We start from the raw sequence: 23,213 nt of genomic DNA on the forward strand, positions 1-23,213 counted from the left end.
CTCGGCTTGCCGCGTTTTCCAGCCGCGGTGCCCGTCGGCTAAGTTCGTCGAACCTTGCGCGCGCGTCGTCGAGATCCGCCTCGTCGAATACCTCGCAGCGGTTGATCCTGTCGCGCTCGAACGTGAGAAGAACGACGTCTCGCCACTCGGCGTTGAAGCCCTCTTGCGTGGTCCCGTGCACCGCATGTGTGACGACCGCTCCCGAGCCGCTCAGCCGATGTACAGCCTCGAGGTAAATGGATGCTTGCGGCGCGAGCTCCCACACGGCTCGAAGGGATACACCAAGATCACCCGGCTCAATCGCCACGACCGGTCGATGATCGAGATTGACCCAGTCCGGCGTTATCGGCGGGAGTTCGTGCCGGCCAAGCGCGGCGTAGCTAGCCGTGGTTAGCGACCATGTCTGCGCGTGGGGGGCTGCTTCGCCGGCGAGGTACCGCGCGTCCAGCTCCGCGAAGGCGGCGTCGAAGTCGTCGGGCTCGAAAATGACGAACGTCGCAATCTGGTTGTGCGAGTTGACTTCGACGACGCTCAGCACATCCGTGGTGAACTCCGCGGACCCGCCACCACCGACCGAGGCGTGCGCGAGGATGAGGCGCTCTCCGCGGGTTGCAATGACGACAAACGCCGTATACGTGATCCCGACTTCGGCGGCGGCCTGCATGTTTGCGATCTCGGCATCCCGACCTTGCCGGATCCCTGCGTTTACGGTCCGACGGCGATCGTCAGTCACGAAGTCGTCAGCCAGGACCTTCGTAAGCGCATCCCAGTCGCGGGCTGCGAAGTGCGCCGAGTGGCGCTCGGCCGCTCGGCTGGCCGCGTTGTCAAGCCGCCGCGCCTGCGGCCGTAACGCCTCGAAGCGCGCGAGGGCGACATCGAGGTCCGCCTCTTCGTAAACCTCCACCAACGGTCCGTCGGAAACGAACAGAAATGTGCGACCCCACTGCAATTCGTTGCCGTGTGCGTCGGTGCCTTCGATGACGAGGGTGGAGACGAGCCCGTGGGCCTCGAGCGCATGTACCGTCCTCATCCAATAGCGGGCATCGGGCACCAGTGTCCACAGCTCCTCGATGGCGCGCCCGTAGTTTTCCGCCGACCCGAACGGGACGCGCCGACGGTCGGCCCACGCAAGTCGCCCAAGCATCGGCCCCGGCTCGTGACGATTGAGCTCCCCCACCGTGTCCATTACGGGATGCAAGACGCGTGCGTAGGCTGCCGCTTCGCCGGCGAGGTAGCGCGCGTCGAGCTCTGCGATGGCGGACGTGAAGTCGTCGAGGTCGAACAAGATGATCGCCGAAATCTGGTTCTGGGAGTCTATTTCGAGGATGCCTAGTACCTCGTTGACGAACTCGCCTTTGCTGCCGGAGACGCGCGCGAGGATGAGGCGCTGCCCACGGGCCGCGATGACGGCGGACGTGAAGTAGGTGATCCCGACGTCGGCGGCCGCCCGCAAATTTGTGACCTCGGCATCCCGACCGTGCTTGGTCCCCGCGTTTACGACGCGCCGACGATCGTCGACACAGATGTCGTCGGCCAGCACTTTCGCGAGCGCATCCCAGTCGCGCGCTGCGAAGTGCGCCTTGTAGCGTTCGGCAGCTTGGCTCGCCGCGTTTTCCAGCGGCGGTGCCGGTCGGCTGAGCTGGTCGAACCGCGCGAGCGCGGCGTCAATGTCCGCCACGTCGAATAGTTCGCAACGGCTAAGGAGATCGCCGTCGAACATGAAAATCGCGATGTCCCGCCACTCGGCCTCGAATCCCTCTTGCGAGGTGCCCTGCGCTCTGAAGGTGACAACCACTCCAAGATCGCTCACGCGATGCACAGCCTCGATGTAGCCATTGAGGTCGGGTGCGTATTCAAATGTGTCGTGGAGGAATACGGTCATATCGCCGGGCGCGAACGCTGCTCCGCGCCGGTGGTCGATGTTGGCAGAGTCCGGCGCCAGCGCGGGTAGTTCGTGTCTGTTGATCGCCGCGAAGCACTGACCAACGAGCAACCACGCATTCGGGTGTGCCGCCGCTTCGCCGGCGAGGTAGCGGGTATCGAGCTCGGCGACGGCGGCGTCGAAGTCGTCAGGGTCCAACACGACGATTGTCGCGATCTGGTTGTCGGAGTTGACTTCGGCGACGCCCAGCGCGTCGCTCTGGAACTCCTCGGACCCGTTATCACGGCCCGACGCACGGGTGAGGACGAGGCGCTGACCACGTGTTGCGATGGTGACGAACGTCAAGCGCGTAAATCCGGCCTCAGCGGCCGACCGCAGGTTTGCGATCTCGGCATCGCGACCATGTCGAATCCCAGCGTTTACGGCCCGCCGGCGATCGTCGATAACGATGTCGTCGGCCACGACCTTCGCGAGCTCATCCCAGTCGCGGGCTGCGAAGTGCGCCGAGTAGCGCTGGACAGCGTGGCACGCAGCGTTTTCCAGCCCCGGCGCCGAGCGGCTGAGTTGCTCGAACGTTGCGGTCGCGGCGTCAATGTCGGCCTCTTCAAATAGCTCCCAACGGCTGATTAAGTCGCCCTCGACCGTGAGAACGTAGACCCCTCGCCACTCGGCTTCGAAGCCTTCTTGCGAGGTCCCATACCCCACATAGGTCGTAACCGCTCCGAGGTCGTTCAGCCGGTGCACAGTCTCGATATACATGCCGCCCGTGCCGCCGTCCCACGACTCACGGACGTATGCAATCGCATCATTGGGTGCGACGGCTGTTGCCCGGCGGTGGTCGATATTCATCCAGTCGCGCGTCGTCGCTGGGAATTCGTACCGGTTGATCGAGGCGACGATACGCGTGATGGCAGACCATGTGCGCGAATGCGCGTCCGCTTCGCCTGCGATGTAACGGGTTTCGAGCTCGGCGATCGCGGCTTCAAGGTCGTCGGGGTCGAACGCGACGATCGCCGAGATCTGGTTGTCGGCGTTGATCTCGACGACGTGCAGTAGATCGACGCGGAACGCGTCGGGTTTCTCGTCGCTGCGCGAGAACCGGACACGGGTGAGGACGAGGCGGTCTCCACGGGTGGCAATTGCGTCTGACGCTGTTTCCGTGACCTGCTGGTCGGATGCCAACCGGAACTGTGTGATCATGGCATCCCGGCCGTGCAGGGCCCCAACGCCTACCACACGACGACGATCGTCGGTGTAAAGGTCGTCGGCCATTATCTTCGCGATCGCATCCCAGTCACGGGCCGCGAAGTGCGCTAGGTAGCGCTCGACCGCTCGGCTTGCCGCATTTTCCAGCCGCCGCGCCTGACGGTTTGTCTCTTCCTCGAATCGGGCTTGCGCGGCGTCGAGTTCGGCGATCGCGGCATCCATGTCTTCTAGGTCGAAGAAGATTTGCAGGCAGATTCGACCCTGTTCATCGATGCCGTATATCTGGAGAAATTCATCCTGCGGCGCCCCGGGGCTCGTATCAATAGTGCCCACCACCAATCGAGCGAGAGCGAGTCGCTCGCCTCGCACGGCTATGTCGTGCGCGGTGAGGCGCACCCCGCTCGCCCCTAGGATTCGCCCAATCTCATGGGCCCAGTTTTCCGGTGAGACAATCGCTCCCGCGGCATGTGTAAACCCGATGACCTTGCGGTGACTCTCGCTGAACACCTCGGGCGCATAGAGTTCCTTGAACTCATCCCAGGCCTCGCGATTGATCGCAGCTCCCAGGCGTTTGCCGGCCCGTATACATGCATTGTCGAGCTCGACAACCGGCGGCGGTTCGGGTGGCGCAGGGACACTCCGGGCAGGGCGTTGTCCGACTACACGCCGCGCTTTCTCCGCAAGTGCCGCAGCGCCTTTCCGCTCATACAGATCTACGGCCCGCTCGGCGGCGGCGCGTGCACCCGCAGCATCACCTCCAGCGTCTAAAACCGTTGCCAGTGAGGCACATGCGTCGCCGTGATCAACCAGCGCGTCGGTGCGCTCGGCCAGGGCGACAGCGGCCTCGGCGATTCGTCGAGCCTCACCGTGTTCACCGCTGCGCGAAAGCAGGAGCGCCCGCAGAGTCCGCCAATGGATAGACGGTTTCAAAGCGTGGCCGGCGAGTCGCTCACTCTCCAAACACAATTCGTCAGCCTCGCCGTGTCGGTCGAGCGTTAGACACGCGCGGCCCAGAAACGCGGCTGTCTCCGCAGTATCGGCGTCCAGGCCCATGCGACGAAAACCGTTGTACGCCTGACGCAAATGCGGTTCGGCCGCGGCCGGATCGTCGGCGATCAGCTCAACGATGCCGGCGAACTGCTCGACCTCAAGCAACGCGTGCCGCAGCCCGAGTTCGGTGACTGTACGCCGCGCCGAGTCGATCATCCGCCGGGCCGCCTCGGCGCGTCCCCGGAAGGCCTCCAACACGGCTTGGCACCGCGTCGACGTCGCCTCGACCGCGGGCGACTCGGTTGTGATTCGCAAGAGCCGCACCACGTCGAGGCACCGCCCACCCGCACGCGGAACCGGGTTGGGACCCCACAGCGCGGCAAGTGGTGCGCCCGCCAGCACCGCGTTGACCCGCCGGTGGTCACGCGCACGCCGTGCCGCCGTGAGGGCGTCATCCAGCGCGATCTCGCCGTCGCCGATCCTGCCTAGGCGGGCCAGGCACGCAGCCCGAACGGTATGAGCGTTGGCTTCGCCTGCGGCATCGCCTAACTCGGCCAGTTTCTGGGCGGCCACACCTAAAGCGGTTTCAACCTCGTCGAGTCGCTCGGGATGGATCAGCATCGACAGCTGGCCGTCGAAACACGTCGCCCACGCCGCCAGCCGCACCGAATTGACCGTCGCTTCTTGCAATTTGGAGACTGCGCCCGCCGCGGAAGCTACGTCGCCAGCGGCCAATAGAGCCTCGCAACGCGCGACTAGCAGTTCGGCCGCCTGGTCGTCGCGGTCTGGCAACTCGTCGTCGATCTCGTCCAGCGCGTGCAACGCTTGGCCGTATAGATCGGCGGCGCCTTCGTAGCCGAGGCGCGCCACCGCCTGGTCTCCCGCACGTCGGCAGTATTCGACCGCCTTGGCCGCGTTTCCCGCCCACGCACATTCGAAGTAATGGTGGGCCAGTTCGGCCAGCAGCTCATCGTTGGCACCGGGCTGGGACTCGAGCGTCGTGGCGATGCGCTGGTGCAGCCGCATCCGCCGCACCGACGGCAGTTCGGCGAGCAGCGACTGACGGACAAGGGCATGGTTGAATCGGTAACGGCCGCCGGGCTCTTCGATGACGATGCCGGCCTTACACGCCCCGTCGAACGCGTTGACGAGATCATCCTCAACCACGCGCTCAACCAGTTCTACCGAGAACCTGCTACCGACCACCGCGGCCGCGGCAAGGGCATCGTTCGTCTCTGCTGGAAGCCGAGAAAGGCGGCGGCTCACGGTTTCCCGTACACCTTGTGGCAGGGTAGTCGGATCCCACACACCGCCGGTCTCATCCAGATGGCGCAGCGCTTCAATAAGGAAGAACGGGTTGCCTCCGGTGACCGACGCCAACGCCCGGGCAAGTTCTTCGTCGTCGTAGCCGGCCTCGGTGACGTACGCGGTCACGTCGGCTTCGTCGAGGCCGCTGAGCGTAAGGCGGTTGAAAGTGCCAGAACCAGAGCCGCGGTGCAGGTCTGCGAGCATCGCCGCCAGGGGATGCGAACGGTCAAGGTCGGTGCTGCGGTACGTGCCGACGATCTGCACCCGCGCGCGATCGCCGAACCGCAACAGATGCCGCAACAACAGCAGCGTGGGCTTGGCCGCCCAGTGCAGGTCATCGAGGATCAGCACGACGGGTGCGCCGGCGGAGGCGACTTCCAACAGTGCGACGACGGCGTCGAACAGTGCGTAGCGCTCGGTTTCCGGATCGGCGCGGGTTGGCGCGGCGAGATCGGGCAGGACGTCGGTCAGCCCGGGAACCAGAGGAAGCAATGCTTCAACGCCGCGCATTGCGCGGAGCCGGGTGGTGCCGAGGCAGGGCATGAGCGAACGCAGTGCCTCCGCGAAAGGCTGGTAGGGCGCACCGAGATCTTCATCGCAGCGGCCGTAGAGCACGATCGCTTCTAACTGGTAGGCCTGCTGCGACCACTCGCCGGCCAAACGTGTCTTGCCCACGCCTGGTTCACCGGCAATCAGCACCGCGTGCGTGCCGCCCGCCAGCGCGATTTGCCAGGCGGACACCAGCCCTGCGAGCTCAGGGCCGCGTCCGACGAACGGTCCGGGGCCGGTCAGCACCGCGGGGAGGGCCGGGCGCTCGATCGGTGCGTCGTTTGCCTTTTGCGGCGGTGCGGCGGTCTCCAACCGAAGCTCGAAAACATGCTCCGGACGCGCCAGGTTCTTGAGCTGACGCATCCCCAAATCGACGAGCACAACATCGTCGGGCAGTGAGTCGATGACCAGTTCGGCTATCGCACCAGAGCACAGGATCTGGCCGCCTATTGCCAGCGACCGCAGCCGTGCGGCGCGGTTGACCGCGCGACCGAAGTAGTCGCCGTCGCGCAGCTCGACCTCACCGGTATGCAGTGCAACGCGGATACGCATCGGGTCTTGCAGGCGCCACGGTTCGTGGAAGATTGCGTCCTGCAATTCGATTGCGGCGTTGGCCGCCGCCGAGGCCCTTTCGAAGACGGAAAAGGTGGCGTCCCCCTCGCCGCGCGTCTTGATCAGCCGTCCGCCGCGGGACGTGACAACCTGTTCGACAAGCTCATCGTGGCGCGCGAGTGCCACCGCCATGGCGTCGGCGTCGGCCTCCCAGGCGGCAGTCGATCCTTCGATGTCGGTCAGCAGGAACGTGACTGTGCGCGTTACAGTCGGAAGATCTTGTGCGGCAGGAATTTCTAGCGCAGTGTCCTGTCCGACGATCGCTGCCTCGAGCCGGCGAAGATCAGGCCCGGGGTCGACCCCCAGTTCATCGGCGAGTAGCGCACGCGCTCGTTGGTAAGCGGCCAGCGCCTCGCCCTGCCTACCGGCGCGGTAGAGTGCGAGCATCAGCTGGCCCCATCGTCGTTCGCGCAGCGGCGCCTCGGCCACCGCGGCCTCCAGCTCCCCGACGATCTCCGCGGCGCGGCCCGTTGCAAGTAGGGCGTCTGCCCGGTCCTCGACCAGTGCGGCGTGGCCCTCGATCCAGCGTGTCTTTTCGGATGTTCCCCGCCGGGTATCGGGCAGTTCGGGGGTGCCGCGCCAGAGGGTCAGCGCCTCCTCGAAGCTCGCCACCGCTTGGCTGGTAGCGCCAGCGGCGGCCGCATCACGGCCCAGTCGAGCGGCCGATTTGTACCGCGAGGCATCAACCTCGCTCTCGGCGAGGGTCCAACCCGTCCCCATCGTCAACACAAAGCCGTCGCCCAAGGCGCGGCGCAGCGCGGAGATGTGAGTCTGCAGGGCTTTGGCGGCGGTGCGTGGCGGATCGTCGCCCCAGAGCAACTCGAGCAGCGTTTCGGCCGACATGACCGAACCGCTGTGCAGGCCGAGCATCGTCAGGATGGCGCGAGGTTTGGCGCCCGGGATCATGACGGGCGCTCCGTTTTGCCGGACCTGGAGAGGTCCCAAAACCCCCAGTTCCACCCATGGAAGCGTACTCACATTGCCCATCGTCGGTGGGGCGATTCAATACCTGGTCAAGATCGAGTAAAGGCGCCGCGCGCCGCCAGCTAGCTAACTTCAGTAAAGGGGGTCCGGAGCGGCTCAGACCGGCACCCAGACGGTGCCTATGACAACGCCCCAATGCTGAAAGCCGTTACTCCACGCCGGGGCGTCCGGGGCCCACCAGGGCTTTGGTGGGGGCGGCGGCACGTCCGGGCGCGCGAATGAGGGCGCATATGGCGGCGGCGGTGTGTACCAGGCCGGCGGGGGCGGCGGTGGGCTGCACACCATCGTCGCCGGATTCCACGACTTGTTGGAGCCGCATCCCGCCGAGCTGACTCCGGCCGTCGCGACCGCGGCCGCCATTGACACGAACGCGACCGCGATGACGGCCAGACGACGCCCAAACAGCTCATTGCACGCCTGCAAAAGGACCATACTGACCTTGGATGGCTTCAGCTTATGCTTTCGATACGGCCACAACCAGGCGTCCGGTCAACGCGTGAAACCCCATTCGGCTTCGCTCGCTTCGGTATTAACGTGGGCGGCGGGGTCCTCATCGGTGGTTGGCTGCGGCGGCACGTCGTCCGGTCGTCGTTCGTCCATTTCCATGATGGCGTGCACCGGGCAGTCCATCAGGGCGCGCATGACCGCGTCGCGGTCGGCCTCGGGCACGGTGCCGTCGCCGATCAGGCAGGCGTATCCCCAGTCGTCGAGCGAGAAGTAGGCGGGCGCGTGCTTGGCGCAGATGCCGAACCCGTCACACAGCGTGCGGTCCAGGTGGATTCTCATGCCCTCGCTCACGCGTAGACCACCGCCTCCACCTCGTAGGGTCGCCCGGCGCTGAACGCGTTGGCGCGGCACGGTTCACATGACTTGTCGAGATGCTGGGCCACCGCTTGCGGGAACTGGTCGAGCATGCTTGCGGCCACGTTGGTCGCGGCGTCCAGCGTGGCGCAGGCTCCGCGCCCGCGCAGCGTCACCGACCAGTGGCGCAGCCGATCCAGGTCCTCGGGGGTGGCGGCGCCGTCGCGGAGCGCCCCGGCGGCGGCGGCCATCGCGGCGGTGCCGTTGAAGCACGAACCGCATTGGCCCGCGTTCTCGCGATCGAAGTAGGCCAACACCGACGCGGCGACCGCCACCGGGCAGTCGTCGGCGAGAACCGCGATCGCACCGCATCCCAGTCCGCTGCCGAGGTCGCGGAACGTCTCGTGGTCCAACGTGGCGTTCAGCACGCTGCGATTGAGCAGCCCGGCGAAGTAGCCACCCAGCAGCGCGCCTTGGACGCGATCCGACGAAACACCGTGCAGAGCAAGCAGATCGGCGAACGGCAGGCCGTGCGGGACCTCATAGAGGCCCGGCGGCCGGCCGCCGCCGGTCAAGGTCACCAGGAAGGTGCCGGGCGAGGACGGCGTGCCCAGCGAGCGGAACTCCGCCGCGCCGTGCCCTTCCAGGTAGGGCAGGTTGGCCAGGGTCTCCACATTGCTCACCAGGGTGGGCAGCCCGCCGACGCCCTTCTGAAATGGACGCGGCGGCTTGTCGGTTGGCTTGACGGGTCCGCCGTTGATCGCGCGGGTGACCGCGGTCTCCTCGCCGGCGATGTACCCCGGGGCGACGTTGACCACCTCGATCGCGATGTCGCCGGGCGGGTGCTCGGCAAGCGCGGTCTGGACACTGCGGGCCGATTCCGCGTCGGACAGGTAGACGTAGGCGCGGTCAGCGGCCACCATCGCCGTGGCCAGCCGCAGCCCGTCGAGGACCAGGTGCGGCCGGTGCCGCAGCAGCCATCGATCCTTGATCGAAGCGGGTTCGCCCTCCTCGCCGTTGGCGACGACGACCGCGCCACCCGCCGCGCGCCCGTTGTCGCGCACGGTGCGCAGCTTCACTGCCATCGGAAAGGCCGCGCCGCCCCGGCCCTGCAGCCCGCTGCGCTCGACTTCACCGAGCAGTTCGTCGGGGTCGGCGAGTGGACAATAACCGCCGAGTTCAAGGTACGCCGCGCGGTTTTCGCCCGCGTGGCCCGGTCGATCACCCAGCAGCCGCGACGGACAGCCGGGCCAGGAGGTGACGGTGATATCCATCGCCTAGCTCCCCATCGTTAGTCTGGCGCACATGCGAACCGCGGTAGTGCGCGTCAACGTGGATCCTTCCGGCGTCCTCACAGCCGAACAGCTAGGACACGGCATGACCGCACTCCTCGAGCTTGCCGGCGAGCTGGGCTTGGAAGTCGTCGAGAACAACCTCGCGGCCATGCCGGCCGGTCGACGCGAGGTGGAGGTGCTCGTCGCCGGCGAAGACGCCGATGCCGTCAAGCGCGTCGGACTTGAGTTGTGCGGCAAGGCATTTAGCACCGCTCCGACGGCCGGCGTCGTCACGTTCATCAGCCGGGGGACCGACGACGACGCGCACGGCGTGCTGTCCGGTTTCGGGCTCACCGGCGAGATCGTTCGGACACCCGGCGATGACGGTTTAGACATCGTCCACGTGACCTTGCGCGAGGCCGACCTGGATCGCGTTCCGGAAAGCCGGATTCACACCGCACTCGAGGCGTCCCTCAACTGCGAGGTTCGCATTCGCACCGTGTGAACGCATCAGGAGCCCAAGAATTCGAGGATGGCGGGGGCGGCCTGCACCCAGGTGTCGAACATGTTGAAGTGCTTCACCCTGCCCGCCGCGCGGTCTTCGGACGCCCGCTCCCAGGCGTCCTCCGGCCAGGGCGGGTCGATCAGCTTGGAGCCCTTGATCAGGCAGCTGACCTCCAGCGACGTCCGCTTCGGGTGATCCATGTCGTTCTCGCCGCCACGAATGATCAAGGTGGGGACCTTGATTCGATCGAACATTTCGTCCTCGACACCCGGAATCGTCTGTCCGGGCTTGGAGACGAACGCATTGAGCCAGCGCAGCATCACCTTGAGAAACTCGTCGGAGTCGAAGTCGAGGAACCGCTGCTTGTTGGCGGGGTTCTGCTCGATTCGCTCGCGCCATTCCTGCACCTTCATCACGCCGTCCATTCCGGTGCCGCGCACCGCGAGAATGCTCGGGATGATGTAGAAGGAGCCCAGCACGAAGGTGCCGTAGATGCCGCCGACGATGTTCCACACCACGAGTTTGGTGACCATCTCGGGGTAGAGCATCGTCGTCAGCATGGAATCCCTTGCGCCGCCGGAGCCCCCGGCAAGGATGCAGCGCTCGAAGCCGAGACCCGTCACCAGTTTGTGCAGCGTCTCGGCCCGCATGTGCGATTCGCTCTGGCCGTAGAACTGCACATCCGAGGCCCCGCAGTTGGGCCTGTCCCACAGCAGCACCCGATAGCCGCCGGCGGCCAGCGCGTCGGCCAGCGGGCGCAGGCCCTCGATCTCCTTGCTGAACCGCCCGCCCGGCGTCAGGGCGATGAGATCTCCTGTGTCACCGAGGATTTCGTAGACAACGTTTCCGCCGTTGACCTCGAATGTCGACACAGATGCTCCCGTCACGCCATTACCAGAACGTCGTTGCCGACGACTCGCACCGGGTAGGTGCGGATGCTCCACTCCGGCTTGACCGCGGTCGTGCCGGTCGCGAGCTCGAAACCCCATTGATGCCAGGGGCAGTAGATGAACTCCAGGTCGCGCACCATGACCGAGTCGCCGGCGGCGGTCTCGTCGACGATGGTGCGTCCGCGGGCGCGCCCCGAGCACAGCGGACCGCCCTGGTGTGGGCAGTAATTCGCGATGGCGTAGAAGGCGCCGTTGACGTTGTAGACGCCGACGCCGTGTCGCCCGATGGGCACGAGTTTGTGGGTGCCGGGCGGGATTTCGTCCACGGTTGCCACGACGTGTTCGCGACCCTGAGCGAGGCGGGGCTGGGGCGGCCTGGTGGTTGCCCCTTCTTGTTCAGGCACCAACTCAGAACACCCGGGTCTGACCCTCGAGGACCGGCACGGTCTCCGGGAGGTGGTAGGTCGCGATCCCGTTCTTGTACATCACCGCGTCCCGGGCCGCCTTCGGAAGGTGCTTGACCAACCAGCGCGGGTCGTCGAACGTCCAGTGCGGGTAGTCGGAGGAGAACAGCAGGATCTTGTCGCACTCCATCCACTCCAGTGCGCGGGTCAACTCGGTCTTGTCTTCCGGGTAGTCCAGCGGCTGGGTGGTGAACTTGATGTGTTCCTTGACGTAATCCGATGGCTTGCGCTTGATCTCGACCCGCGACTTGCGGGCTTCGTAGAGCGCGTCCATCCGCCACATCAGCGGCAGGATCCAGGAGAACGCGTGCTCGACGAACACGATTCGCAGCGTGGGGAATCGGTCGAAGACGCCGTCGAAGATCAGGCTCATCACCTGGTTGGCGGCCAGCAGCGAGTAGGTCACCATGAAATCGTGGTTGTAGCTGGGCAAACCCACCGGAGGCGTCGGCAGCATCTCGTAGTTGCTGCGCGACAGATGGCAGCTCACCGTGATGTCGTGCTTGGTGGCGGCCTCCCAGATGGGGTTGTACTTCGGGTGACCCCATGAGGGCCGCGGCTCGGCCTTGATCAGGATCTGCGCCATGTACGGATGGCCGGCCCACGTCTCGATCTCGCGCGCCGCCCCCTCCGGATCCTCGATCGCCGCGCAGATCGAACCGCGCCAGCGCTCATGCCAGTTGTTGTGGCTGTCGAGCCAGTGGTTCGCCTGCCAGTGGTTGAGCGCGGTCGAGAACGCCTGGTGCGCCTCGGCCAGCCGCGGTGTGCGGCCGCCGGGTTCCAGGATCGCGATGTCGGAGCCCGCTTGCATGATCAGTTGCCGGAAAGCCATGTCCGGGTCGCTGCAGGCGAACTCGCCGTCCGGCGGGAAGGCGTCGGCGCGCATCGCGAAGGTGTGCGCGTAGTCGGGGGCGTCGTAGTAGATCAGCTCGCCGACCTTGTGGTCCAGGAAGAACTTGCTGCGCCACGGCTCGGGGATGTACTGGGTGAGCTCGCCGCGCCGGGGCACCGGGTGGATGTCGGAGTCGACGCACCGGACGGCTATGCGCTCGGCGGCGGGGACCCGTTCGTGTATGTGAGTCAGCGTCATCTCTGTCTCCTCAGTCTCCCTTGTCCTTATTCTGCGACTAGCCCGCTGCCAGGTCGACCGAAATGTCGATCCCGTACAAGTTGGCCGCGTTGCGCCAGCACAGTTTGTCGCGCTGTTCGGCGGACAGCGACGCCGGCACCCGGCCGACGTCGTTGCTCTGCCAGTGCGGATAGCTGGAGCCGAACATCACCATGTCTTCCTTGCCGGTGAAGGCGAACCACTCGCCGGCGAAGTCGGCGTCGGGCGGGCCGTCGAGGCTGCCCTGCACGAAATACACGTGGCCGGGGATGTAGTCGCTGGGGATGCGCGGTGCCCAGGGCGTCTGTTCCAGGTGGGGCCGGCCGAACGTGTCCATCCGCCAGATGAACGGGGTAAGGAAGTCGGCGGCGCCGTCGGCCCAGACGAACTTCAGGTTCGAGAAGCGCTCGAACACACCCTCGGCGATCATGTTCATCAGGTGATACAGGTAGTTCAGCGCCATGAAGCTGACGTACTGCTCGTAGGTCAGGGTGTGCCCGGACGGCGTCGGGGGGAAGCCGATGCCCTCCCCCGTTTCGACGTGCACGGCGACCGGAAGCCCCGCGTCGGCGGCGGCCTCCCAGAGCGGCCAGAACTGGGGCTTGCCGTACAGCTCGCGGGATTGCAGCGGGACGCCGAGCTGGACGATGCGGGGGTGGGCACGCCATTTCTCGATTTCGCGCAGGGCGCCTGCGATGTCGTCGGGGTTGACGCGGATGGTGCCGCGGAAACGCTCGCCGAATTCGGCGGAGTCCAGCCAGCGCGACACCATCATCTCGTTGTGGGCGGCGTGTAGCGCGGTGCCAAGGTGACGGTCGGGCATGATGCCGCGTCCCATCGGATGCAGGATCGCCATGTCCACACCGCGCTTCGAAAACAGTTCGTTGCCAACGAATTCCGGATCTGAGCCGGGATACTGGCGGTCCGGCCCCTCGGTGTTCGGCGCGTATTCGCCGCCCGGCGCGCCGTACCAATCCATCTCGTAGTCGGGGAAGCCACGGCTCTTGAACGGCTCGCGCAGGAATGAGCGCAGGTCCTTGTTGGACGAAAAGAAGACGTGCACGCTCGCGTCGATCAGCGGGGTGCGGGTTCCGTCGGCGTGTTCGATCACGTAAACCGCCCCTCGGCTCGGGAAGCCAAAGTGAGCCCGATCAGGGCATCTGATAGATAAACTAACATTCTCGGCGGTCGCCAATCAACGGTATTTCGGTAAGCATTTCGATTAAACATCGGCCCTGGTAGCCATCGGTATTGCCGTTATCTGGGTAAGTAGCGTTCTTGCTTGAGGATAATAGCATTCTCGCTCTTGTCGGGTGAATGCCGACCGGTGCCCGCTGGGCGCCGAAGCGGGCCTGCAGTGGACGGTACGATCCGTCGCGTGGTGAGGGCCGTGCACGCGTCCATGGTGCGCTGGATCGGCCTCCTGTTCGTGATCGGCGCAGCCCTGTTCGCGTTCGGCGTTCTGCTCTCGCTCCTTCCAGCGTCGCCACCGCTGCTCTCGGCGTTGACCTACGCGGTGGGGGCGGTGTTCTTCACCGCTGCCGCAACGCTTCAGCTGATCCTCGCTCGCCGGGAGCTGCCCGAGGCCGAGCAGCACTCGCTGCCGCTGCGGGCGCGCACCACCGACTGGCTGGCGGCGGCCATTCAGTTGGTGGGCACGGTGCTGTTCAACGTCAACACGGTGGACGCCGCGGTGACGATCGGTGCCCGCCCGGAGCTCATCGACGTCGACGTGTGGGTGCCCGACATCGTCGGCTCCGTCGCGTTCCTGGTCTCGTCGGCGATCGCGATCGTTCCCGAGGTCCGGGCCCGGCGACACTCCCACGTTGCCAGCGCCTCGCAGCGCATCGCGTTCCTCAACTTCGCGGGATCTGTGCTGTTTCTCGCCTCGGCCGTCGGCGCGCTGGTGTTGCGCTCGGGGGCGGACGTCAGCCTGGTGTGGGCCAACATCGGCACGTTCTTCGGCGCGCTGTGCTTCCTCGTGGCGGCCTGGCTTTTCGGCTGGCCTCCGCGCCAGCCACACCAGAGTTGAATCCGCCCAACGGGATTCAAGCGCTAGCCGGGCCTTCGGGCGTCGCGTGTGAACTGCGGGCCTGGCCTGTGAATCGTGGCAGGAAAAATCGGCGAAATCCCTCCGCTGGTGCACAATCAAAGCCGTTACTGCACACTCAACGCGATTAGCCCGGAAGCGGCTTCACCGGACCCACAGTGACACCGGCGGCCCTCTCGAACGGCTTGATCACCGTCGTGAAATCGGAGTCCGGGCCCTCCTCGAGCGCGGCCGCCTCCCAGAGCCGGGCCACCGTTTCGGCGACGTCGGTCGGGGCGCCGAGCGCTTTCGCTTCGTCGAGATACAGCCGCACGTCCTTGACCATCAGCCCGGTGGCGAAGCCGTAGTCGAAGGTGCGCGGCAGGATCGCGCGGGGGAACTTGTCGCGGCTCGCGCTCGTCGCACCCGAACCCGCGTTGAGCACTTCGATCATCACACCCGGGTCGAGACCGGCCTTCACGCCCATCGCGACCACCTCCGCCGTCGCGACCAACACGTTGGCCGCCAGGATGTTGTTGGCGAGCTTCATCGTCTGCGCCGCGCCGGGTTTCTCCCCGATGTAAAGCGGTCGCCCGATCGCCTCGAGAACGGTTCGTATCACGTCGAATTCGTCGCGCGGCCCGGACACCATGACGGCGAGCGAACCCTTCTCGGCTCCGCCCACGCCGCCGCTGACCGGGCTGTCGATCGCCACGATGTTCCGTTTCGCCAGCTCGTCGCGGATGTGCACCGCCGTTCGGCTCCCGACGGTTGAGAAGTCGACATAGCGCTTGACGCGCGAACCCTCGATCACGCCCGCGGTGCCGGTGGCCACCTCCATGGATGCGGCCGGCGTCGGCAGGCTGGCCATGACCGTCTCGACCCGATCGGCGACGTCTTTCGAGGACGACGCGCCGTGCGCGCCGACGGTGACGAGGCGATCCAGCGCCGCGCCGTTCGTGTCGAAGGCGACGACGTCGTGGCCTTGTTGGATGAGGCGACGCGCCATGGGAAACCCCATATTTCCCAGCCCGATGAACCCGACCTCCATCGCCGACTCCTAGCCCTGATCCACTTCGGCGAACGCCTCACGCGCGATGCGGAAGCTGTCGACGGCGGCCGGTACGCCGGCGTAGATCGCAACCTGGAGGAATATCTCGCGGATCTCGTCGCGCGTGACACCGTTCGTCAGCGCCGCCTTGACGTGCGTCCGTAATTCGTTGGGGCGGTTGAGGACCGAAATCATCGCCAGGTTGAGCATGCTGCGCGTCTTGAGGGCCAGTCCGTCGCGGCCCCAGACCGCGCCCCAGCAATACTCGGTGACGAGGTCTTGCAGCGGCTTGGTGAAGTCGTCCGCGTCCGCCAACGCTTGGTTGACATACGCCTCGCCCAACACCGTCGAGCGGATCTCGAGTCCGCGCTGGTACGTTTCGCCGTCCAATGGTCTTCTCCTTTACGCCGCGTGGTCCTGATAGACCCTCCTGATAAACCTTGTGTAACAGCCCAGCCCCGAGGGAGACGCAATGACCGGTGCAAGCAGTGACGTCTGGGAAGTCATGGCGACCGCCCGGACGATTCGGCGGTTCACCGACGAGCCGGTCGACGATGCCACCCTCACGCGTTGCCTCGAGGCGGCCCGGTGGGCCCCGTCGGGCGCCAACGCGCAGGGCTGGCGATTCGTGGTGCTGCGCTCGCCCGAGCAACGCGCGGTCGTGGCCAAGGCGGCCGCCCATGCCCTGGAGGTGATCGAACCCGTCTACGGGATGAGCCGGCCCGCCGACGGCGACAACAGCCGCCGCGCCCGCACCTACCGCGCTACGTACGAATTGCACGATCGCGCGGGCGAGTTCACCTCGGTCCTGTTCGCGCAGCAGCACTATCCGACGGCCTCCGAGCTGCTGCTCGGCGGGTCGATCTTTCCCGCCATGCAGAACTTCCTGCTGGCCGCGCGCGCCCAAGGGTTGGGGGCATGCCTCACCAGCTGGGCCTCCTACGGCGGCGAGCGGCCGCTGCGCGAATCCATCGGCATACCCGAGGACTGGTTGGTCGCCGGCCACATCGTGGTCGGGTGGCCCAAGGGCAAGCACGGGCCGCTGCGCCGACGACCGCTTTCCGAGTTCGTCAACCTCGATCGCTGGGGCCAGCCGGCCGACGCGCTGCTGGGTGCCGGCTAGGCGTTCGGACACCTCGTAGCCGGTTTTCGAGATTATTACTTCCGACAGGGAGAATGCTATTCTCGCGATTGGCGGTGACGACAGGAGGCGGCCCGGATGCTGTTGGAGTTCGATGCAGATCAGCGGCTGTGGCAGCAGACCGTTCGCGACGTCGTCGCCAAGCAGTGCCCGCCGTCGCTGGTGCGCAGTGTGGCTGAGGACGGCGTGGATCCGAGCCCGCTGTGGAAGTCCTACGTCGACCAGGGCTGGACGGAGCTGAACGACGCGGACAGCGCCGTGGAGCTGGCAATCGTGCTCGAGGAGTTGGGGCGCGCGACCGATCCGACCCCGTTTCTGGCGACGATGAGCCAGTTCGCCCCGCTGGCCGAGGATCGATTCGACCCGCACGAGGCCGGAACCGCGGTGTACGGCGGGGTGTGGGCGCACCGGGACGCCGACGGCTGGGTGCTGGACGGCACGGCGCGCCATGTTCTCGACGGCGATCGCGTCGACCGGCTGGCGGTGGTGACCGACGCCGGGGTGTTCGTCGTCGCGGCCAACCAGGTGTCGGCCCGCCGCTCGGCGGTGTTCGACCCCGTACTGCACGTCGCGGACCTTTCGTTCGGCGAAGTCCGGGTGCCCGACAGCGCCCGGCGCGCCGTCGACGCCGAACGGGCCCAGCACGTCGCGCTGACGGGCATGGCGATCACGATGGTCGGCGCCTGCCAACGCATCCTCGACCTGGTCCTCGACCACGTCCGCAGCCGGCAGCAATTCGGGGTGCCGATCGGTTCGTTCCAGGCCGTCCAGCACAAGGCCGCCGACATGCACGTCGCGGTCGAACGCGCCCGGGCGCTGGCCTACTTCGCCGCGCTGACGATCGCGGCCGACGATCCGCGGCGCCGGCTGGCGGCCGCGATGGCCAAGGCATCCGCGGGGGAGTGCCAGTCGCTCGTATTCCGGCACGGCTTACAGCTTTTCGGCGCGATGGGCTTTACCTGGGAGAACGACCTGCAGTTCGCGCTGAAGCGGGCCAAGGCGGGCGAGCTGATGCTCGGCGGCGCGGCGCAACATCGGGCGCGGATCGCAGAGGAATACCGTGCAGCTGACTTTTGATCCCGACGTCGAGGCGTTCCGGGCGGAGTTCGCGGCCTTCCTCGACGAAAACCTGCCCGACGCAAGCGAAACGCTTGAGCGCCCGCGGTCGGTGTCGCACATGCCGCAGTGGGCGCGCGACTGGCAGCGGCTGCTTTTCGACAACGGCTGGCTGTTGCCCAGCCAGCCGCCGGAATTCGGTGGTCGCAACGCGACGGTGATTCAGCAGTTCGTCTACCTCGAGGAACTCAGCCGTCGCCGGATCTATCACAGCTTCAACCCGCAGGGCATGAATATCGTTGGGGCGTCCCTGCTTTCGTTCGGCAGCGACGAACAGAAGCGACGCTGGGCGGTGCCGATTCTGCGGGCCGAGATCACCGCGTCGCTCGGGATGAGCGAACCCAGCGCGGGCTCCGACCTGGCGTCGTTGCGCACCCGCGCGGTGCTGGACGGAGATCACTTCGTGGTCAACGGGCAGAAGGTGTGGACCTCGGGCGCCCACGATGCCGACGTGCTGCTGACGTTCGTGCGCACCAATCAGGATGCGCCGAAACACAAGGGAATCAGCGCGCTGATCATCCCCACCGACACCCCGGGTCTGGTGCGCCGGCCGTTTCCCTCGATCTGCGGTGCCGACGACCTGGATTTCAACGAGGTGTTCTTCACCGACGTGCGGGTGCCGGCCGAGAACCTGGTCGGTGAGCTCGACCAGGGCTGGCGGGTGGCCAACGGGTCGCTGGGGCACGAGCGCACGATGATGTGGTTGGGTTTCGCCGACCGACTCGACAACATGATCGACGACTTTCGCCCGAGCACCGAAGTCGAGCGCGACCAGTACGCCAGCACGATCATGGACAAGCAGGCGCTGCGCCTGTTGGGTTCGGTTGCCCTGGCGCGTGCCTCGCGCGGCGAAGACGACGTGGCCGCGATCTCGGTGCTCAAGCTGCTCGGGTCCGAGGCCGAGCTGCGCGGCATGGAGCTCGCGCTGACGTCGGCGGGATCGGACGGGCTGATCCACCCCGGGCAGACCGGCCCGTACGCGCACATGAACCTGGACCACTACTTCGCCAGCTGGTTCGAGCGTTATGCCCGAAGCTTTTCCGGCACCATCGCCGGCGGCACCTCGGAGATCCAGCGCAACATCATCGCGCAGCGCGTGCTCGGCCTGCCCCGCGGTTAACGCCTTAAGGTCGCCCAACGTCACGCTGGCGTGACGTTCGGCGTCGAGTGCCACGCTGGCGTGACGTTCGGCGGGGGCTAACTCACTAGCTTTGGTCGCGGCCCACCACCTCGGTGTGGTTGGGGGACGTCGTGCCGGGCAACGGGATGCGGGCCACGTCCGGGGTGCCCAGCCGACCGGCCAGCCAGGGCAACGCGGTGGCGAAAGCTGCGCTGGCGGTGGGCCAGTCGTGCCTTCCCGGCTGGGCGACCACCGCGCAGTCGATGCCATTCGCCCGGCCGAGGCCGCACAGGGCTCCCGCTGCGGCGGCCTGGTTACCCGGGTCAGTGGCGGCGCCGCGACCGGCGACTGCCATCGCGGTGCTGTCCACGACGGTGAGGTCGCGATGCGGCGCCGGGGCACCGCCCGACGTGATCGCGAACCAACCGGACACTCCGGTGTAGCGGCCGTGGCGGCTGATCACCGTCGTCGGGTCGAATGCCGCCCACGCGTCGGCATTTCCGCCGAACAGGCCGGCGATGGTTTGCGCCTTGCTGCCAGTGTTGGGGGTCAAGTCGCCTTCGATGTCGACGAAGGTGCTGAACAGTGTGGGGTGCATGACGGTCAGGTCCACCGCGCAGGTCCCGCCCATCGAGAAGCCCACGATGCCCCAGCGCGACGGGTCGGGGCTGACCCCGAAATTCGAGACCATGTAGGGCACAACGTCTTTGGTGAGGTGGTCGGCCGCGTTGCCGCGGCTTCCGTTGACGCACTCGGTGTCGTTGTCGAATGCCCCGCCCGGGTCGACGAACACCAGCACCGGTGCGTTGCCTCCATGCGCGGCAGCGAAGGCGTCGATGGTGTCCACCGCGTTCCCGGCGCGCACCCAGTCGGCGGGTGTGTTGATCATGCCGCCGATCATCATCACCGTCGGCAGCTGCGGCGGCGGAGAGCTCGAGAACCATGCGGGCGGCAGGTACACAAGTTCCTCGCGGTGCTTGAAATGCGATGCGTCGGAAGGGATCTGCACCGGCACCAGGCGGCCGCGGGATGGCCTGGCGCCGCTCGCCGCCATCGCGGTGACGGTGGCCTTGTCGGTCTGGCCGGGTAGCGGAGCGGAGGTGAGCTGGTCCCACGCGCTCTGCACCGTCTGCACGTACCCGAACCACTGGTTAAGCACTAGCAGCGAGCAGAGCACACACAGCGGCAGGCTCAGGATCGATACGGCCCGGCGCCACCAGCGCGCGCCGCGCCAGCCGAGGATCACGACGGCCGCGGCGGTTCCGGCCAATGCGATCCACACGTACAGCGCGGACGGCGCCTGCTCGGTTGCCACACGGCCGATGTGCCAGTGCGCCCCGGCGGCAGCCACGCCGCCCGCGACGACGGCCACGGGCAGCCAGCACAGGAGCCAACGGCGTGATCGCCACGCGATGGCGAGCCCCAGCGCGAGCGCGGTGGCGGCATCGACCGTCAACGGCAGCCAGCCGTGCATCAACGAGATGTGGTTACTCAGGAGCTGCATCGTGATTCCTCCTCCCGGCGGCCAGCGATCGGCGCGTGTGAGAGAAGGATTAGATGTCGGCCTCTACGAAGCCTCTACGGATTCTTGGAGCCCCGGCCCAGGCCGCGAGCAGACACAAAAGCCCCTCACCACGCGGCGTGTCGGGGGCTTTTGTGTCTGCTCGCGTGGGAACGGGGTCAGGCCCACCTAGTCGATGACGGCGGCTTCCTTGCGCTCGGTGATCGGCCTGGCCAGCTCCTGCTCGTCGCAGATGCGTTGCAGCTTGTCCAGCGTCTCGTCCAGGCCGGCGCCGACCCTGCGGCCGGGCGTGAAGGTGGCCGGCAGCTTCCGCATCCCCTGGATGACGCCGATGGTCTCGTAGTGGACGGTCCCCTCGGGGTAGCACGTGTAGTCGGGCATCCGGTCCAGGACCGCGGTCAGCATGGACTTGAACACCGTGCGCGCCACGTTCGATCCGGCGCAGCGGTGAACGCCGAGCCCAAAGCTGAAGTGCCGGTTGCCTTTGCGGTCGAGGATGATGTCGTCCGGGTCGTGGAACACCGCGGGGTCGCGGTTGGCCATGGCCCACGAAATCCACAGCCGCTCGCCCTCTTTGAAGGTGGTGCCGTCGAGTTCGACGTCATCGGAGAAGGTCCTGCCGTCGCCAGGAGCGGGGGTGAAGTAGCGCAGGAACTCTTCGGTCGCGGGATCGAGCAGCGTCTCACGCTGCTTGCTGAGCAGCTCGCGCTGATCGGGATGCTGCGAAAGCCATTCCAGCGAATGGGCCGTCAGCGCCGTGGTGGTGTCGAAGCCGCCGCCGATAATCAACCCGAGATTTCCGATGATTTCCAGGTCGGGCGCGGGCTCGCCGTCGATCCGCATTTCGAGCAGGGCATTGACCAGGCCGGGCCGCGCATTTTCGCGGATCTCGATCATGTTGTTGATCAGGTCGATCCCCATCTGCCGGTGCATCTCGGTGACCCGTTGGATGTCCGGGGAATGCTCCGGGGTGTACACCGCGGCGTGCGTCGGCTCGCTGTACATCTGCCAGTTCTTCAGCGGGATGCCCATCATCGCAAGCGTGAGCACGGCCGGCACGATGTTGGCCAGGTCGTCGACGAAGTCGATGCGGCCTTCCTCGATCTTCTCGTCGAGGCAGGCGCGCGTCACGTCGTCGATGAACGGCTCCCAGCGCTTGACCGCGGCCGGCGACAGGTAGGGGTTGAGCACGGCGCGGTAGGTTTTGTGCTCGGGGTTGTCCATCTCCAGGATGCCGCCCCGGATGCCGTTGATGCGGCTGGCGGTCGGGATCGAAATGCCTTTGTAGCCACGGCGTTCGTTGTTCACATCGTGGTCATTTGACACCGCCGGGCAGCGGGCGAGCTCGAAGACCTCGTGGCTGCCGGCCGCCACCCAATGTCCGCCGTAGGTGTCGCTCCAGGCCATCGGGCACCGGGCGTGCATCTCCTCGGTGATGTCTTTGAACCGCGACCGGTACTCCGGGGAGTGCCGATCGAAGTGATACCGGTTCCGCTTACGGTCGCTGTCGCTGACCTGGTCATCAACGCTGTCGTCGACGCTCAAGGCACTGTCTCCCTTTACGTTTCATCCGTGATGATGATGGCTTGCTCCGGGCAGGAGTGGGCGGCTTCGCGGACCAGATCTTCTTTGTCGGCCGGCACCACCTCGTCGATCGCCGACGAACTGCCGTCGATGTCGCTGAGCTGGAACGAATCCGGCGCGATCATCGCGCAAAGGGTGTGGCCCTGGCAGCGTTCCGAATCGACCCAGACCTTCACGGTGTCTCCTTGCGAGTTGTCTTAATTCTCGTAGTCGTACCACTTGAGGTAGCCGCCGGCATCGACGCGCAACTGCACGCCGGTGACATAGCGCGCCTCGTCGGAGGCCAGCCACAGGACGGCGTTGCTGATGTCCTCGGGTTCGACGTAGGGGATTTTCATCGCCTGCTGCACGCCGAAAACCGGCTCGGCGTCGGCCCGCGTCGGGCGCTCCAGGTCCGGCCGGAACGAGCGGTACATCGGCTCGCTCTGCAGCATCGGGGTGTTGGTGTTGGTTGGATGGATCACGTTGGCGCGAATGCCCAACGGCGCCAGCTCCGTTGCCAGGTCGTGAACGTAACGCGACAGCGCCCGCTTGGAGTGGATGTAAGCCATGCCGCCCGGGTCGGTGCCGGGGTTGTCCTTCTTGGCGGTGTCCATCAGCGCCGCGGTGGATCCGGTGGCGACGATCGAGGCGCCCTCGCGCAGGTGCGGCAACGCGACCTGGATGGCGTTGATGGTGCCGATCAGGTTGGTGTTGATGACGTCGCACCACGCCTGCAGCGGCGGCCGTCCCTTCATGCCGGCGACTCCGGCCTGCGCCACGACGATGTCGAGCCTGCCGAACTCCGCGACCCCGTGCTCCAGGGCCGCGCTCAGTTGCCCGGCGTCGCGCACGTCGGCCTGGGCGATCACCGCGCCCTGCCCGGTCTTCTCGATGAGCCGGGCGGTCTCCTCGAGGTCCTCGGGTGCCGCCATGGGGTAACCGATGGTGTCGAGGTCGCGGCACAGGTCGACGGCGATGATGTCGGCGCCCTCTTCGGCCAGCCGCACCGCGTGGCTGCGGCCCTGCCCGCGCGCCGCGCCGGTGACGAAGGCGACCTTTCCCTTGACGCGCCCTGGTGCGCCGTCTCCCACACTC

Annotated in this window: 19 protein-coding genes; 5 read left to right on the forward strand and 14 right to left on the reverse strand. The window is 66.5% G+C overall.

All coding sequences use genetic code 11. The features are described from left to right. The 4 genes from N415_RS21995 to N415_RS22005 all read right to left on the reverse strand — a co-directional run. A partial coding sequence (locus N415_RS21995) for a BTAD domain-containing putative transcriptional regulator (RefSeq protein ID WP_239645658.1) occupies positions 1-7,417 on the reverse strand: 7,417 nt, incomplete at its 3' end. A gap of 210 nt (positions 7,418-7,627) precedes the next feature. Next, positions 7,628-7,963: a hypothetical protein gene (locus N415_RS30940; protein WP_081665415.1), complete on the reverse strand. Its 336-nt coding sequence runs from the start codon at positions 7,961-7,963 to the stop codon at positions 7,628-7,630. A 57-nt stretch (positions 7,964-8,020) separates the two neighbouring features. Beyond that, on the reverse strand, positions 8,021-8,317 hold the full coding sequence (locus N415_RS22000; protein WP_068186747.1) for a ferredoxin: 297 nt from the start codon (positions 8,315-8,317) through the stop codon (positions 8,021-8,023). 8 nt (positions 8,318-8,325) lie between these two features. After that, positions 8,326-9,606: an NADH-ubiquinone oxidoreductase-F iron-sulfur binding region domain-containing protein gene (locus N415_RS22005; protein ID WP_068186708.1), complete on the reverse strand. Its 1,281-nt coding sequence runs from the start codon at positions 9,604-9,606 to the stop codon at positions 8,326-8,328. Between the two features lie 31 nt (positions 9,607-9,637). Here N415_RS22005 and N415_RS22010 point away from each other — a divergent pair, with 31 nt between their 5' ends. After that, positions 9,638-10,111, forward strand: coding sequence for a hypothetical protein (locus tag N415_RS22010; protein WP_068186709.1), 474 nt, complete (start codon positions 9,638-9,640; stop codon positions 10,109-10,111). Positions 10,112-10,116: 5 nt separating this feature from the next. Here the strand turns inward: N415_RS22010 and N415_RS22015 are convergent, their stop codons facing one another. The 4 genes from N415_RS22015 to N415_RS22030 are packed head-to-tail and all read right to left on the reverse strand — an operon-like array spanning position 10,117 to position 13,684. Continuing rightward, positions 10,117-10,983 (reverse strand): alpha/beta hydrolase, encoded by an 867-nt coding sequence (locus tag N415_RS22015; RefSeq protein ID WP_068186712.1) that lies wholly within the window; start codon positions 10,981-10,983, stop codon positions 10,117-10,119. An 11-nt stretch (positions 10,984-10,994) separates the two neighbouring features. Further along, positions 10,995-11,408 (reverse strand): Rieske 2Fe-2S domain-containing protein, encoded by a 414-nt coding sequence (locus N415_RS22020; RefSeq protein ID WP_152531517.1) that lies wholly within the window; start codon positions 11,406-11,408, stop codon positions 10,995-10,997. A gap of 1 nt (position 11,409) precedes the next feature. Beyond that, positions 11,410-12,555, reverse strand: coding sequence for an amidohydrolase family protein (locus tag N415_RS22025; protein WP_068186714.1), 1,146 nt, complete (start codon positions 12,553-12,555; stop codon positions 11,410-11,412). A gap of 37 nt (positions 12,556-12,592) precedes the next feature. Beyond that, on the reverse strand, positions 12,593-13,684 hold the full coding sequence (locus N415_RS22030) for an amidohydrolase family protein (RefSeq protein WP_068186716.1): 1,092 nt from the start codon (positions 13,682-13,684) through the stop codon (positions 12,593-12,595). A 267-nt stretch (positions 13,685-13,951) separates the two neighbouring features. Between N415_RS22030 and N415_RS22035 the strand changes: the two genes are divergently transcribed. Next, complete coding sequence (locus tag N415_RS22035) at positions 13,952-14,605, forward strand: hypothetical protein (RefSeq protein ID WP_152531518.1); 654 nt, start codon at positions 13,952-13,954, stop codon at positions 14,603-14,605. Between the two features lie 145 nt (positions 14,606-14,750). Here N415_RS22035 and N415_RS22040 read toward each other — a convergent pair whose 3' ends face one another. Together N415_RS22040 and N415_RS22045 are read right to left on the reverse strand one after the other, a co-directional pair. After that, positions 14,751-15,653, reverse strand: coding sequence for an NAD(P)-dependent oxidoreductase (locus N415_RS22040; protein WP_068186718.1), 903 nt, complete (start codon positions 15,651-15,653; stop codon positions 14,751-14,753). Between the two features lie 9 nt (positions 15,654-15,662). Next, the gene (locus N415_RS22045) at positions 15,663-16,043 is read right to left on the reverse strand and encodes a carboxymuconolactone decarboxylase family protein (RefSeq protein ID WP_068186721.1); all 381 of its coding nucleotides are present in this window, start codon (positions 16,041-16,043) and stop codon (positions 15,663-15,665) included. A gap of 82 nt (positions 16,044-16,125) precedes the next feature. Between N415_RS22045 and N415_RS22050 the strand changes: the two genes are divergently transcribed. The 3 genes from N415_RS22050 (at position 16,126) to N415_RS22060 (ending at position 19,030) form a co-directional block, all read left to right on the forward strand. Beyond that, positions 16,126-16,776: a nitroreductase family protein gene (locus N415_RS22050; RefSeq protein WP_068186723.1), complete on the forward strand. Its 651-nt coding sequence runs from the start codon at positions 16,126-16,128 to the stop codon at positions 16,774-16,776. Positions 16,777-16,872: 96 nt separating this feature from the next. Beyond that, entirely contained in the window at positions 16,873-17,871 is a 999-nt protein-coding gene (locus N415_RS22055; RefSeq protein ID WP_068186751.1) for an acyl-CoA dehydrogenase family protein, read from the forward strand. Beyond that, positions 17,855-19,030, forward strand: coding sequence for an acyl-CoA dehydrogenase family protein (locus tag N415_RS22060; protein WP_068186725.1), 1,176 nt, complete (start codon positions 17,855-17,857; stop codon positions 19,028-19,030). Before N415_RS22055 ends, N415_RS22060 begins: the two co-directional genes overlap by 17 nt. An 85-nt stretch (positions 19,031-19,115) precedes the next feature. Here N415_RS22060 and N415_RS22065 read toward each other — a convergent pair whose 3' ends face one another. The 4 genes from N415_RS22065 to N415_RS22080 form a co-directional block, all read right to left on the reverse strand. Further along, positions 19,116-20,534, reverse strand: a complete 1,419-nt coding sequence (locus tag N415_RS22065; protein WP_068186726.1) for an alpha/beta hydrolase-fold protein — start codon at positions 20,532-20,534, stop codon at positions 19,116-19,118. A gap of 186 nt (positions 20,535-20,720) precedes the next feature. Then, entirely contained in the window at positions 20,721-22,097 is a 1,377-nt protein-coding gene (locus N415_RS22070; RefSeq protein WP_068186728.1) for a cytochrome P450, read from the reverse strand. A gap of 14 nt (positions 22,098-22,111) precedes the next feature. Next, positions 22,112-22,312, reverse strand: coding sequence for a ferredoxin (locus tag N415_RS22075; protein ID WP_068186730.1), 201 nt, complete (start codon positions 22,310-22,312; stop codon positions 22,112-22,114). Positions 22,313-22,333: 21 nt separating this feature from the next. Beyond that, entirely contained in the window at positions 22,334-23,209 is an 876-nt protein-coding gene (locus N415_RS22080; RefSeq protein ID WP_068186732.1) for a mycofactocin-coupled SDR family oxidoreductase, read from the reverse strand. Between the last annotated feature and the right edge of the window lie 4 nt (positions 23,210-23,213).

The organism is Mycobacterium sp. UM_CSW (assembly GCF_000455205.1).
In the GTDB taxonomy this organism is placed as follows: Bacteria; Actinomycetota; Actinomycetes; order Mycobacteriales; family Mycobacteriaceae; genus Mycobacterium.